The sequence below is a fragment of the Clostridium sp. AF35-15 genome (assembly GCF_003477745.1).
GTDB lineage: Bacteria > Bacillota > Clostridia > Lachnospirales > Lachnospiraceae > Otoolea > Otoolea fessa.
Genome location: NZ_QUDY01000001.1, coordinates 48,223 through 61,861 on the forward strand (window position 1 = coordinate 48,223; position 13,639 = coordinate 61,861).

Here is a 13,639-nt window from a genome sequence, read left to right on the forward strand (position 1 = left end):
TATTTTAAGAATTTTTTTCCTTTACCTCCAGAGCCGCTTTCACAAACTCCCGGAAGATCGGATGTGCGCGGTTCGGGCGGCTCTTGAACTCCGGATGGTACTGAACTCCCAGATAGAACGGATGTCCCGGAATCTCCATCGCCTCTACCAGCGTACCGTCCGGAGACTGTCCGGAAAAGATAGCGCCATGCTCCATATAAACTTCCCGGAACTTGTTGTTAAATTCATAACGATGGCGATGTCTCTCTTCGATCAGACCTTTTCCATACGCTTTCATCATCAGCGTATCCGGACTGATGCGGCACGGATATGCACCCAGACGCATCGTTCCGCCCATGTCAGCCAGATCCATCTGCTCTTCCATCAGGGCAATGACCGGATGCTTGCTGTCCGGCGCAAACTCGGTTGAGTTCGCATCCTCATAGCCTAACACGCCTCTGGCAAATGCGATCGCCGCGATCTGCATACCAAGGCAGATGCCAAAGTACGGGATATTGTTTCTTCTCGCATAATCAGCTGCCGCAATCATGCCCTCGATGCCTCGGATGCCGAAGCCGCCCGGCACGATGATACCGGTTGAACCGCCCAGGATTTCCGGTGCCGTCTCCGGAGTGATCGTCTCACTATCCACCCAGTTGATCTCCACCTGCGCGCCATTTTCCCATCCGGCATGGTGCAGGGATTCTACGATAGACAAATAAGAATCGTGCAGTTTGACGTACTTGCCGACCAGGGAAATCTTGACTGTCTTGCGGCTGTTCTTGATGCGGTCCAGCATATGTTTCCACTCAGTCAGATCGCACTCTTGCGGCGCTTTCTCGATGCCCAGTTCGCGAAGCACGATCTTGGCAAGTCCTGCTTCTTCCAGCATGATCGGCGCCTCGTAGAGAACCGGAAGGGTCAGGTTCTCGATGACGCAGTCCTCTTTGACGTTACAGAACAGTGCGATCTTGCGGAAAATGGATGGATCGTCCACCGGACGGTCACAGCGCGCTACGATGATATCCGGCATGATACCAAAGGACTGCAGCTGTTTAACCGAATGCTGCGTCGGTTTTGATTTATGCTCGCCGGAAGATTCCAGATATGGAATCAGGGTTACATGGATGAAGAGGCAGTTGCTGCGTCCCGCCTCGCAGGACACCTGGCGGATGGCTTCCAGGAACGGCTGTGACTCAATATCGCCGGTCGTTCCGCCGATCTCTGTGATAACGATGTCCGCATCGGTCTTTTCCTGCACGGAATAGATAAATGATTTTATCTCATTTGTGATATGTGGAATTACCTGTACCGTCTCGCCCAGATATTCGCCGCGGCGCTCTTTATTTAGCACATTCCAGTAGACCTTTCCGGTCGTCAGATTGGAATAACGGTTTAAATCTTCATCTATAAAACGCTCATAATGTCCCAGATCCAGATCCGTCTCCGCACCGTCGTTTGTTACGAATACTTCGCCGTGCTGATACGGGCTCATGGTTCCCGGATCGACGTTGATATACGGATCCAGCTTCTGCGCTGCTACCTTAAATCCCCGTGCCTTCAAAAGACGTCCCAGAGACGCTGCTGTAATACCCTTCCCCAATCCTGATACAACACCGCCTGTCACAAAAATAAATTTTGCCATCTGCTTTTCCTCCTCTTCCTTTCTTTAAATATTAATCCACTTTTTCCGTCATATATGATTCTGTCAGATTTTGCCTTCGCAAAAGATTTCAGCCTGCACGGATTCCGCAACCCTCAAAACGCAGAATCCATGCAGACCATCGTTCTTCTTAGTCGTTTTCATGCTCCTGAAGCACATAACCCGGAATCTGGATTTCTTCCGGTTTTTCCATCTGGCTCAGCTCTTTTCTAGCGGCTGCACCATGTGCAATGTGCGCGATGTCCACCAGTTCAACGTTGTCCTCGTTATACTGGCTTTCCAGTGTCAGCGCCAGGACAGCCGCGGTATCAAGCGATGTCAGGCACGGAATACCAAGCTCGACTGCCTTTCTTCTCAGGCGGACACTGTCGCGTCCCGGCTGGCGTCCCGTCTTGGAAGTGGAAATTACGTAGCTTATCTTTCCTTCTTCCAGCAGGGAAATGGTCGTCTCCTCGCCCTCTTTGGCTTCCTTCGGCTTCTTGACTAACGTTGAAGAAATGCCGACGCTGTTTAACCGGCTTGCGGTACCGGAGGTCGCGTAGATGTGGAATCCCATCGCCACATACTCTTTGACCAGCTCACGCAGGTCGCTCTTGTCGGTATCGCGGACACTGATTAAGACGCCGCCCTCGCGCTTCATCGTGTATCCGGCTGCTACCAGGCCTTTGAACAGCGCTTCCTCCATCGTCCGGGCGATACCCAGTACCTCGCCGGTCGATTTCATTTCCGGTCCGAGCTGTGTATCTACGTTGGACAACTTCTCAAAGGAGAATACCGGAACCTTGACTGCGTAGTACGGAGAGCACGGATACAAACCTGTCTCATAGCCCATGTCAGCCAGCTTTTCGCCCATCATGATGCGGGTTGCCAGATCGACCATCGGCACTCCGGTTACCTTGCTGATGTACGGCACGGTACGGGATGAACGCGGGTTGACCTCGATGATATAGATCGTATCCTCATGCAGAACGTACTGGATGTTGATGAGTCCCTTCGTATTCATGGAAAGCGCCAGACGGATGGAATAGTCCACCAGACGGTCTTTCTGGCTCTCGGTCAGCATAAATGCCGGATATACCGCGATGGAGTCGCCGGAATGGACGCCCGCACGCTCGATGTGCTCCATGATACCCGGAATCAGAACCGTTTCGCCGTCGCAGATCGCGTCGACCTCCAGCTCGGTACCCATCAGGTATTTATCAATCAGGATCGCATTCTCAATCTTGTGTGAGAGAATAATCTTCATATACTCATGAATATCGGCGTCGTTGTACGCGATAATCATGTTTTGTCCGCCTAATACATAGCTCGGACGCATCAGAACCGGATAGCCCAGATGATTTGCCGCCTGGATTGCCTCATCCTCAGTGTAAACGGTCTGACCCGCTGCCTGTTTCATATTTAATTTTTTCAGCAGGGCTGCGAAACGTCCGCGATCCTCCGCCATATCGATGCTGTCTGCCGGAGTGCCGAGAACCGGAATATTGTTCTCTACAAGACATTTTGTCAGACGGATCGCTGTCTGTCCGCCAAAGGCTACAACTGCGCCGATCGGCTTCTCGATCCGGATGATATCCAGCACATCCTCCGGTGTCAGCGGCTCAAAATACAGACGGTCTGCTACGTTGAAGTCGGTGGAAACGGTCTCCGGGTTGTTATTTACGATGACAACCTCATAACCGGCTCTCTTTAACGACCATACGCAGTGAACGGATGCGAAATCAAACTCGATACCCTGACCGATACGGATCGGACCGGAGCCAAATACCATAACAACTGGTTTTCCGCTTGCATTCTCTTTAATAAATTCTTCTGCCTCATCTTCCTCGCCGAAGGTGCTGTAGAAGTACGGGGTACTTGCCGTAAACTCAGCGCTGCAGGTATCAACCATGCGGTAGCATGCCGGAACATGCTTGATTTCCGAAAGCCCGGTCATCTCCTTGATGACTGCATCCGGGAATCCGTTCTGTTTGGCTTCCATATAAAGCGCATCGCTCAGAGTCTCAGACTGCATCCGGCGTTCCAGGGACAGGATATGCATCAGTTTATTTAAGAACCACTCGTCGATCTTGGTCAGCTCATGAATCTCGGCAACGGTCACGCCGCGCTTGAAGCTCTCATAGATTGCAAACAGACGCTCGTCATCCTGCGCCAGAATTTTTTCTCTCAGCTCTTCCACACTCATCGGCGCCAGTTTCTTCATGTTCAGGCTGTTCTGGGAGATCTCTGCGCCGCGGACTGCCTTCATGAGCGCCTGCTCAAAGTTGCGGCCGATCGCCATAACCTCGCCGGTTGCCTTCATCTGGGTACCCAGCTTCCGGCGTCCGTAAACGAATTTATCAAATGGCCATTTCGGGAATTTAACCGTTACATAGTCAAGGGCCGGCTCGAAGCATGCCATCGTCTCGCCGGTTACCTCGTTCGGGATCTCGTCCAGATGATAACCGATCGCAATCTTGGTTGCCACGCGGGCAATCGGATATCCGGTTGCTTTCGAAGCAAGGGCGGAAGAACGGGATACACGCGGGTTTACCTCGATAACGGCATATTCAAAGCTCTCCGGATTCAGCGCAAACTGGCAGTTGCAGCCGCCCTCGATGCCCATCGCCTGGATAATATTCAGCGCTGCGGAACGAAGCATCTGGTATTCCTTATCCGCCAGCGTCACAGCCGGTGCGATAACAATGGAGTCGCCGGTGTGGACGCCGACCGGGTCAAAGTTTTCCATCGAGCAGACCGTAATCTCGTTGCCGATGGCATCGCGCATTACCTCAAACTCGATCTCCTTCCATCCGGAAATACATTTCTCAACCAGAATCTGATTGATCGGTGACAGGCGGATACCCGCCTCCGCGATGTTGTAAAGCTCTTCTTTATTTGCCGCAATACCGCCGCCGGTACCGCCCAGGGTAAAGGCCGGACGCACGATAACCGGGTAAGAAATAACCTCGGCAAAATCAAGCGCATCCTCGATGGTGGTGACAACCTTGGACGGAATGACCGGCTCACCGATAGCTTCCATCGTGTCTTTAAAGCACTGTCGGTCCTCCGCCTTATCGATGGTCTCCGGGGACGCGCCGAGAAGCGTTACATTGTGGCTCTTTAAGAAACCTTCTTTGGCAAGCTCCATGGACAGTGTCAGTCCGGTCTGTCCGCCCAGGGTGGACAGGATGCTGTCAGGCTTCTCTTTTTCAATGATTCTCTTGACAAATTCCAGGGTCAGCGGCTCGATGTATACGTGATCCGCGATGGCGCTGTCCGTCATGATGGTTGCCGGGTTGGAGTTTACTAAAACGACCTCCAGACCTTCCTCTTTTAAAGCCCGGCACGCCTGCGTTCCTGCATAATCAAACTCTGCCGCCTGACCGATGACGATAGGACCGGAACCGATTACCATAACTTTTTTCAGGGATTTATTTAACGGCATGACGCGCCCTCCTTTTCCTTATAATCTCTCATCATCTGAATGAAACGCCCAAACAGCTCTTCCGTATCCTTCGGACCTGCACAAGCCTCTGGATGGAACTGGACGGTAAATGCCGGCATATCGTGGTAGGTGATGCCCTCGCAGGTGCCGTCGTTGACATTGATAAATGTCTCCTCCGCGCCCTCCGGCAGCGTATCGCGCAGTACCTCATAGCCGTGGTTCTGGCTGCTGATGTAGACGCGTCCGGTCGTCAGATCCTTGACCGGCTGGTTCGCACCTCTGTGACCAAATTTCATCTTTCCAGTCTTCGCGCCCTTGGCAATCGCCAGCAGCTGGTGTCCCAGGCAGATGCCGAACATCGGTTTTCCAGCCTTCGTAATCTTTCGGATCTCCTCGATGAGCTCCGGGTTGTCCTCTGGGTTTCCCGGACCGTTGGAAAGCATGATTCCGTCCGGATTCATCGCCAGAATCTCCTCCGCCGTCGTACCAGCCGGAAGGTCAGCCACGCGGCATCCGCGCCTGGTCAGCTCGCGGATGATATTTTCCTTTGCGCCAAAATCCCAGAGCACAATCTGGAACTCTTCTTTCTCATCCGCCGGTTTGATCTCACATTTCTTTGGTGTAACGGTTTCAACCGCCTTTGTAATGTGGAAGTTTTTCACTTCCTCCAGCTTTTTCGCATCATACGGCGGCTTCACCTCGGTCAGCCAGCCGTTCATCGAACCGGATTCACGAATGGTTTTTGCCAGCTTTCTCGTATCGATTCCATAGACGCCCGGGATGTTTCTTTCTTTAAAAAAGGTGTCAAGATCCCCACTGCATCTGAAGTTGGAAGGTTCCTGACACCACTCTTTTACGATATAGGCTGATAAATATACCTCTTCATTCTCGAAGTCCTGCGGAATCACTCCGTAGTTTCCGATTAACGGAAATGTCTGAACGACAATCTGTCCAAAATAGCTGGGATCTGTGATCGTCTCAAGGTATCCTGTCATACCGGTTGTGAATACGACTTCTCCGGTCACTTCACGTAAAGGAGCGCCAAAGCTTTTTCCCTCAAAATAGTCGCCGTTTTCCAACAGAAGATATACCGGTTTCTCCATCTGGTCACCATTCCTTTCTCTCTCGTACCCCGCCTGTGAATAGCTTCTTGCAGGCAGTTTACTTTTTCATTCTCAATAGCCTCACATTTGAGCAAATCTGTTTTTCCTCAGATGCGTTTTTCACATCATTACAGACGTATTTTATAAATTGTCTGCTTCTACAAAAAAAGCGTCCATGAGCCAAGCCCACGAACGCCTTTGTTCATTTTCTGAAAGATTATAGCATAGGTAGGTTCTATGCGTCAAGAGGTTTTTTATTCATTTTCGGATGGTTTATGCATGATTTATGCATTTTTATGCATTTAACATGTAGAATCTTGTCGGTTCTGGGTAAATAAAGCCCTTGTCTGATCCGCGTTATTTCCTTATAATAGGGATGAATGAAACTGACTTGGAGGTATTTTCATGGATAAAATTACAAGCTTCACCATTGATCATCTGAAACTGCTCCCTGGCGTCTATGTGTCCCGCAAGGATCGCGTGGGCGATCAGGTCATCACCACCTTTGATATCCGCATGACACGCCCCAACTATGAGCCAGTCATGAATACGGCGGAGGTTCACACCATCGAGCACCTGGCTGCCACCTGGCTGCGAAATAACGATGAGTGGAAAGACCGCGTCCTCTACTTCGGACCGATGGGCTGCCGCACCGGCTTTTACCTGCTTCTCGCAGGCGACCTGACATCCGAGGAGATCGTGCCGCTGATGAAAGGGCTCTTTACTTTCATGCGCGACTACAAAGACGAGGTTCCGGGTGCTTGTGCAAAAGATTGCGGCAACTACCTCGATATGAACCTGCCGATGGCAAACTGGCTGGCTGACCGCTTTCTGCGCGAAGTCTTAGATGGAATTGGTCCAGAGAGACTGGTTTATCCGGAATAAAAGACAAGAATAGCAGGCGGTATGCTTTGAAACACAAAACCCCCAGATGCTGCAGCATCTTAGGGGTTTTATTCTATTATTTTCTATTTTTCCTATTTTCTTGCATCCGCAGCCGCTGCATGTCCAGATAATCCTTCTCCATGCGCCATACGCGATACAAGCGGTGCGATCCGCGCGGATGCCTCCGGGGTCATGCTCTGGTGGGTACAGGTCTTTAAGAATGTACCAACCCAGACGCCGCCGGTATAACGTGCCGCCCGAAGAGTCGGAAGTGTGTGGTTGGTTCCGGAAGCATAATCACCAAATACCTCCGCCGTATTCTGACCGATAAACAGGGAACCGTAATTCACCAGCTTCGGAATCAGTGCATCCGGATCTTCCACGTTGATCTCCAGATGCTCCGGTGCGTACTCATTCGCATACTGAACTGCCTCGTCCAGGCTGTCTACCACGCCAATCTCTCCAAACGTATCCCAGGACTGTCTCGCAATCTTTGCCGTATCCAGAATCTTCAGCTCTTCCTCTACCGCCTCAATCACGCTCTTTCCAAATGCCTCATCGGTTGTCAGAAGAATGCCTTTCGCATTGACATCATGCTCGGACTGTGCCAGCAGATCTGCCGCTACCACCTTCGCGCTCGCTTTTCCGTCCGCGATTACCAGGACCTCGCTCGGCCCGGCTACAAAGTCGATGCCGACCTGCCCGTAGCACTGACGTTTCGCCTCGGTTACGAAGCGGTTCCCCGGCCCTACAATAATATCCACCGGCTTGATGCTCTCAGTTCCATAGGAAAATGCTGCGATCGCCTGTGCACCGCCCAGTGCGTAGATCTCATCCACGCCAGCCAGATCCATCGCTACCAGCGTCCTGGCATTGATATGACCCGTTCCCCGCACTACCGGAGAGCAGGCGGTAATACGTTTTACACCCGCTGCCTTCGCCGGAGTCGCTAACATCAGCGCCGTCGAATACAGCGGATAATTGCCGCCCGGCACATAGCAGCAGCAGGACTCCACCGGAATGATGCGGTGTCCTAAAAAGACTCCCGGCTCCGGGCTGAAATTGTCAAGCGGTTTCACGGTCTGTCTCTGCGCGTTCGCAAATGCCTCGATATTGTGATGCGCCGCTTTCAGATCCGCCAGCTCCTGCTCGCCCAGCTCCTTATAAGCCGCATCAATCTCCTCCCGGCTGACCCGCAGCGATTCACGGGTACATCCGTCAAACTTCTCATTGTACTCCCTCAGTGCCGCGTCCCCGCGCCCCCGGACCTCACCAATAATCCCCGCCACGGTCTCCCGCAGATTCCGATTATCTTCCTCGCTTCGAACCTGTGCTTCTTTTATAATCTTGATCATACGTTCTGCCTCTCTGTATAAGTTTTATCATTTTTTCCAAGTATACCACAAGTCTTTTTATTTTGCGATACAAAATAAACCTATCCAGCACATCTGAAACCAGAACGTTACTGTACACGGGTAGGCACTTTTGGAACCGAAAGTGCCGTAAGAAAACGTGGTGGCAGCAGGAATTTGCCGTATTTAAATGCGAAGCCACGGCAAATTCCGTTACTGGGCACGTTTGCGTGAACAGTAACACCAGAACAGGATCACACTTTTTCTCTTAGACAACAGTCTCAATATTCTTAACCACAAATCCCTCTTTTTCAACCGCTTCCTGCAGCTTCGCATCGTCCACGCCATTCTCATAGAACACGCGGGCAATGCCTCTGTCTACGTCCGCATCTGCACAGATGACGCCGTTCTGGGCGGTCAGGGCTTTTTCAACGGATTTCTTGCAGTTTGCACAGTGCATACCCTCGATCCGCATGATCTTGGACGGGGTACCCGCTGTAACCGCTTTCTTGGAAAGATCTTCGCCGCGCGCACCAGCATTCCCATCGCTGCCGCAGGAACCGCAGCTTCCACCGGAGCATCCGCAGCATCCGCCGCCTTTTCCCGTGTAATGACGGATCGCCGAACGTAATGCCAGCAAAAGCAAAATCGCTACTACAATTAAAATTCCAATATCAATCGGTCTCATACGTTATCGTCCTCTCTTCTCTGACTTTTCGATGAATGGCTTCGGAGTATCTTTTTTATTTTATCATACACACGGCAGATAAAATATCCTACAAAATAAACTACCAGAAAACCAATCACACCATAAAACATGGATCCGGATGAATCTCCCATCTATGCTTTCTCCTTTTCTTTTTTGAAATCGAATAAAGCTGCCTCCAAACAGCAGACTTTCATCCTGCTATCCGAGGCAGCCTTATAAAGGATTAATTTTATCACTTATGATTACAGTCACCTGCCGATGCCCGGTCAGCGGAAACGCAAAACCACCGGCCGGACGGCAGAACCTGTTTTATTTTTCATTTAGAAACTAACTTATGAAGCTGCCTCTACAGAGCTTCTTGTGTAGCTCTTCTGATCCTTGTATGGATCCGGACGGAACAGCATGAAGAGCATGAATACCAAAAGGACTGCTGCCACGATAGTCCATACGTTGAATGCAACTGCGCCAAGTACCAGACCACCTAACTGATATACAATCAGGGATACAGCGTAAGCGAAGAGATTCTGATACAGGATAGCGAACCAGAACCATTTTCTGGACTGGAGCTGCTGTGCCATCGTTGCGATAGCTGCCAGACACGGAGAGTCAAGCAGGTTGAACAGCAGGAATGTAAAGGCTGCGATGGTTGTCGGGAACCATGTCTGGATAGCTGCTGCTACGACATCGGTCTCCTCAGACAGATCCTCGGATACATTCGCCAGAACACCCATGGTGGAAACGATAGCCTCTTTTGCTGTGAAACCAGTGATGGAAGCTGCAACCGGCTGCCACTCGCCAAAACCAAGCGGACGGAACAGGATTGCGATAGCGCCGCCCAGCATAGCCAGGATAGAATCAGCAGATTCTTCTACCAGACCAAAGGAACCGTCTACAAATCCGAAGGAGGACAGGAACCACATAACTACACAAGCCAGGAACAGGATTGTACCAGCTTTGATGATGAATCCTTTCAGACGCTCCCAAACGTGAAGGAGAACGGTCTTAGCGGACGGAATGTGGTAAGCCGGAAGCTCCATAACGAACGGAGCCGGTTTTCCTGAGAACGGTTTTGTCTTCTTTAACATGATAGCGGATACAAGAACCGCAGCGATACCTACAAAGTACATGATCGGCGCCATCATGGTAGCCAGATCCATATCGCCGCTCATATAACCAGCCATAACACCGCCCATCAGAGCGATAACCGGCAGTTTCGCACCACACGGAACGAAGGTAGCGGTCATGATGGTAAGACGTCTGTCGTTGTCCTGCTCGATGGTCTTGGACGCCATGATACCAGGAACGCCGCAGCCAGAAGAAATCAGCAGCGGGATGAAGCTCTTACCGGACAATCCGAAGTGACGGAATACACGGTCCATAACGAATGCGATACGTACCATGTAACCACAATCTTCCAGAATGGAAAGGAAGAGGAACAGGATAGCCATCTGCGGAACGAAACCAAGAACGGCACCAACACCGCCGATGATACCATCCACTACAAGGCTTACAATCAGGTCAGAAGCGCCTGCTGCTGCCAGTGCATCGCCAGCCCAGCCCTGAATTGCGCCAACAAATGTATCATTGGTCCAGTCTGTTACGAATGTACCAACGGTAGTAACGGATACATAGTAAACCGCCCACATAACAAGAACAAAGATCGGAATACCAAGTAAACGGTTAGTTACGATGCTATCGATCTTATCCGAAAGACTCATCTTCTGAGCCGGTTTCTTTACGGTCTCCTCGATAACCTTCTGGATGTATACATATCTCTGGTCAGTGATAACGGACTCAGCGTCATCATCAAACTCTTTCTCCAGCTCCTTGGTGTAACGGGAGAAACGGTTGTCTGCACTAAGACCAAGCTGCTCTACAACCTTGCTGTCATTCTCGAGAACTTTGATTGCGTACCATCTCTTCTCTGCTTCCGGAATGCTGGACGGAAGCTCTGCCTCGATTGCGCTTACTTTATCCTCTACGCTGCCCTCGAAAATAGCGCTTACAGTGCCTGTTGCATGGCTCTTTGCAACTTTGATTGCCTCTGCAATAACTTCCTTTAGACCGGTTTTCTTCAGCGCGGAAGTCTCAATGATCGGGCAGCCAAGTTTCTTGGACAGTGCCTTTACATCAATGTTGATGCCGTTCTTCTTCAGAAGATCGCACATATTTAAAGCGATAACAACCGGAATACCTGTCTCGATCAGCTGTGTGGTCAGATACAGGTTACGCTCAATGTTGGTTGCATCGACTAAGTCTACGATGACATCCGGATTCTCTTTTAAGATAAAATCACGGGTTACAACTTCCTCCAGTGTATACGGAGAAAGGGAATAAACTCCTGGAAGGTCCGTTACATTTACCTCTTCTCCCGAAGCATCTTTTAATTTACCGGTTTTCTTCTCAACTGTAACACCCGGCCAGTTACCTACATACTGGTTTGCACCCGTCAGTGCGTTAAACATGGTTGTTTTACCGCAGTTCGGGTTACCCGCCAAAGCAATATGAATTGCCATTTTTCATCCTCCTGCTTTTTTAATCAAACTTATTAAACTGTCTGAACATCTACGCACTCAGCATCGGCTTTACGAAGTGAAAGCTCATATCCACGAATCGTAACCTCTACCGGGTCGCCCAGCGGAGCTACTTTTCGAATAAAAATCTCGCTTCCCTTCGTGATGCCCATATCCATGATGCGGCGTTTGTATGCGCCTTCGCCATGAATCTTGACAACTTTGACGGTAGATCCAACCTGTGCATCTTTAAGCGTCATTCTCTGTTCCTCCTAACCATTCCAATTTTTCACTCGGGATTCCGTCTGCTTTTCTACCATACAACCTGCTCCGGAATATCCCCATTCCCTTGTCTTAGACCAGAATGTGTCTTGCCTGATCCTTATTTATAGCCACTCTGGACTCCTTTACGTGAATAATCACGTCTCCGTCCAGCTGGGTTATCAATTTTACTTCGGTTCCCTCGTTAAATCCCATGGATTTTAAATGAGAACGAACCTCTGTGTTTCCGCTGATCTTTTTGATCGTATAGGCGGTTCCTACGGTTGCCATCGAAATCGGCATTGCTCCCTGCATACGATTCTCCTTCCTCTGTTTTTCCACCTTCTGCCCGTCATGATGTCTCACTTGGCGGAAACGGCTGTTTTCATCTGCCGGTAATCTAATTGATTCGCGTACATTAATTTTCATTAGTGCCTGCTAACAGTTGTTAGAGAGAGCTAATTTTCATTAGATGAGACTAATTTTCATTAGTTTCTCCTAACCCATACATAAGGTTAGCACATGCTAACTTTATTGTCAAGTTTTTTTGCCTGACCTGGAAATAAAAAAAGGGCGTGTTTTACGCCCGAAAATTGTCAAAAATTCCCATAGGATAAAAGTCATCCCAGCCATTTTCCCACAAAATACAGCGTCAACAGATGCGCCGGATAATAGACATAAAAGAAGGAACGAAATCTGCTCCGACCTCTGGAGCCATCATATAACATGAAGCAGACAGCCGTGAGCGCCAGCACCCAGAGGGGTTCCTGCCACGCGAACGCTCCGATGAGGACGGCAACGATTATCTTCATAAACACCCCTGCCGTTTTCTCATGAAAAAGAATGTTCCTTGGCACGTTAGTGCCTGAATTTCCTATTACACAAAAATAAAATGCCAGCACCATTCCCATCCCCCATGCGCCGCCGTCTGCTCCCGCCGCTTCTGTCAGCGTACAGAACACTGCCGTTAGCACCAGCTTCTCCCAGATACCGTTTCCATACCGCTCTAACAGCTCCATCGCAACCAGCGCCAGAAAAAAGGTCAGGCAGACATTCTGGTGCTGTGCATCCATCCACCGTCCGGAAAATGCCAGATCATACGGAATCTCCGACACAACCGCCGCCAAAAGCAGCCTCCGTCCATAACATCTGCGATCCCGCGTGTGAAAAAAACCTTCTACTAATAAAAAGGCGAACAATGGAAACGCCAGATCCCCAAATGTCCGGAATCCCGGAATCGGTCTGCAGATCACCGCAATGTGGTCTGCCGTCATCGCCAGGAGTGCTAAATATTTAAGGGCGGAGGCGCTGAGATGGAGGCGGGTTAAAACCACTCTTTCCATCCCCTCTGATTTCTCATTCTGCTTTTCCTTGATTCGATCTTTTATCGCACTCTCCTCCCTTCGTTTCCTGTCCATTCTATCTCTATTCCATCAAATTATACTGAACATTTCACCCGCTGTCCATCCGCACTTTTCCATTCCCTTTTTCTCCATCTCCCCTATTTTCCCATTCTCATTTTCCACTCTTTCTCCCCATCTTTTTTCTTTATTTTCTCTAATAAAAAATGTAGTTTTTTCTTATAAATAAAGGCTTTTCGGCACTTTTCCGCGTCTTTTTTACACTAATTTTACATTTTATTTGACAAACGAAAAACCGTGTTATATTCTGTAAATGGTGCTGGTGCGAGATCCTGCTGAAAAAGCAAAAATCCCGCACCGCTCTTCATTTTAAATACTAAAAAATA

11 protein-coding genes are annotated in these 13,639 nt (G+C 49.9%); 1 reads left to right on the forward strand and 10 read right to left on the reverse strand.

Annotation, left to right across the window (positions count from 1 at the left end):
- Window positions 1-4: 4 nt before the first annotated feature.
- The 3 genes from DWZ76_RS00210 to DWZ76_RS00220 all read right to left on the reverse strand — a co-directional run bounded on the left by DWZ76_RS00210 (window position 5) and on the right by DWZ76_RS00220 (window position 6,172).
- Window positions 5-1,624, reverse strand: coding sequence for a CTP synthase (locus DWZ76_RS00210; RefSeq protein WP_107000654.1), 1,620 nt, complete (start codon window positions 1,622-1,624; stop codon window positions 5-7).
- 148 nt (window positions 1,625-1,772) lie between these two features.
- Complete coding sequence (gene carB, locus DWZ76_RS00215) at window positions 1,773-5,069, reverse strand: carbamoyl-phosphate synthase large subunit (protein WP_118471382.1); 3,297 nt, start codon at window positions 5,067-5,069, stop codon at window positions 1,773-1,775.
- Window positions 5,060-6,172: a carbamoyl phosphate synthase small subunit gene (locus tag DWZ76_RS00220; RefSeq protein ID WP_118471384.1), complete on the reverse strand. Its 1,113-nt coding sequence runs from the start codon at window positions 6,170-6,172 to the stop codon at window positions 5,060-5,062. Before DWZ76_RS00220 ends, carB begins: the two co-directional genes overlap by 10 nt.
- Before the next feature lie 405 nt (window positions 6,173-6,577).
- Here DWZ76_RS00220 and DWZ76_RS00225 point away from each other — a divergent pair, with 405 nt between their 5' ends.
- Window positions 6,578-7,057 (forward strand): S-ribosylhomocysteine lyase, encoded by a 480-nt coding sequence (locus tag DWZ76_RS00225; protein WP_118471386.1) that lies wholly within the window; start codon window positions 6,578-6,580, stop codon window positions 7,055-7,057.
- Window positions 7,058-7,149: 92 nt separating this feature from the next.
- Here DWZ76_RS00225 and hisD read toward each other — a convergent pair whose 3' ends face one another.
- The 7 genes from hisD to DWZ76_RS00255 all read right to left on the reverse strand — a co-directional run bounded on the left by hisD (window position 7,150) and on the right by DWZ76_RS00255 (window position 13,310).
- Complete coding sequence (gene hisD, locus DWZ76_RS00230; protein ID WP_333549070.1) at window positions 7,150-8,412, reverse strand: histidinol dehydrogenase; 1,263 nt, start codon at window positions 8,410-8,412, stop codon at window positions 7,150-7,152.
- A 265-nt stretch (window positions 8,413-8,677) separates the two neighbouring features.
- Window positions 8,678-9,097, reverse strand: coding sequence for a heavy metal-associated domain-containing protein (locus DWZ76_RS00235; protein WP_118471388.1), 420 nt, complete (start codon window positions 9,095-9,097; stop codon window positions 8,678-8,680).
- A complete protein-coding gene (locus tag DWZ76_RS14965; protein ID WP_022359011.1) occupies window positions 9,094-9,249 on the reverse strand; it encodes a hypothetical protein in 156 nt (51 codons plus the stop codon). Before DWZ76_RS14965 ends, DWZ76_RS00235 begins: the two co-directional genes overlap by 4 nt.
- Before the next feature lie 201 nt (window positions 9,250-9,450).
- Window positions 9,451-11,634: a ferrous iron transport protein B gene (gene feoB / locus DWZ76_RS00240; protein ID WP_118471390.1), complete on the reverse strand. Its 2,184-nt coding sequence runs from the start codon at window positions 11,632-11,634 to the stop codon at window positions 9,451-9,453.
- Between the two features lie 32 nt (window positions 11,635-11,666).
- Window positions 11,667-11,891, reverse strand: a complete 225-nt coding sequence (locus DWZ76_RS00245) for a ferrous iron transport protein A (protein ID WP_022359013.1) — start codon at window positions 11,889-11,891, stop codon at window positions 11,667-11,669.
- Between the two features lie 94 nt (window positions 11,892-11,985).
- Window positions 11,986-12,321, reverse strand: a complete 336-nt coding sequence (locus DWZ76_RS15165; RefSeq protein ID WP_242995768.1) for a FeoA family protein — start codon at window positions 12,319-12,321, stop codon at window positions 11,986-11,988.
- Window positions 12,322-12,512: 191 nt separating this feature from the next.
- A complete protein-coding gene (locus DWZ76_RS00255; protein ID WP_118471392.1) occupies window positions 12,513-13,310 on the reverse strand; it encodes a TraX family protein in 798 nt (265 codons plus the stop codon).
- Window positions 13,311-13,639: the final 329 nt, after the last annotated feature.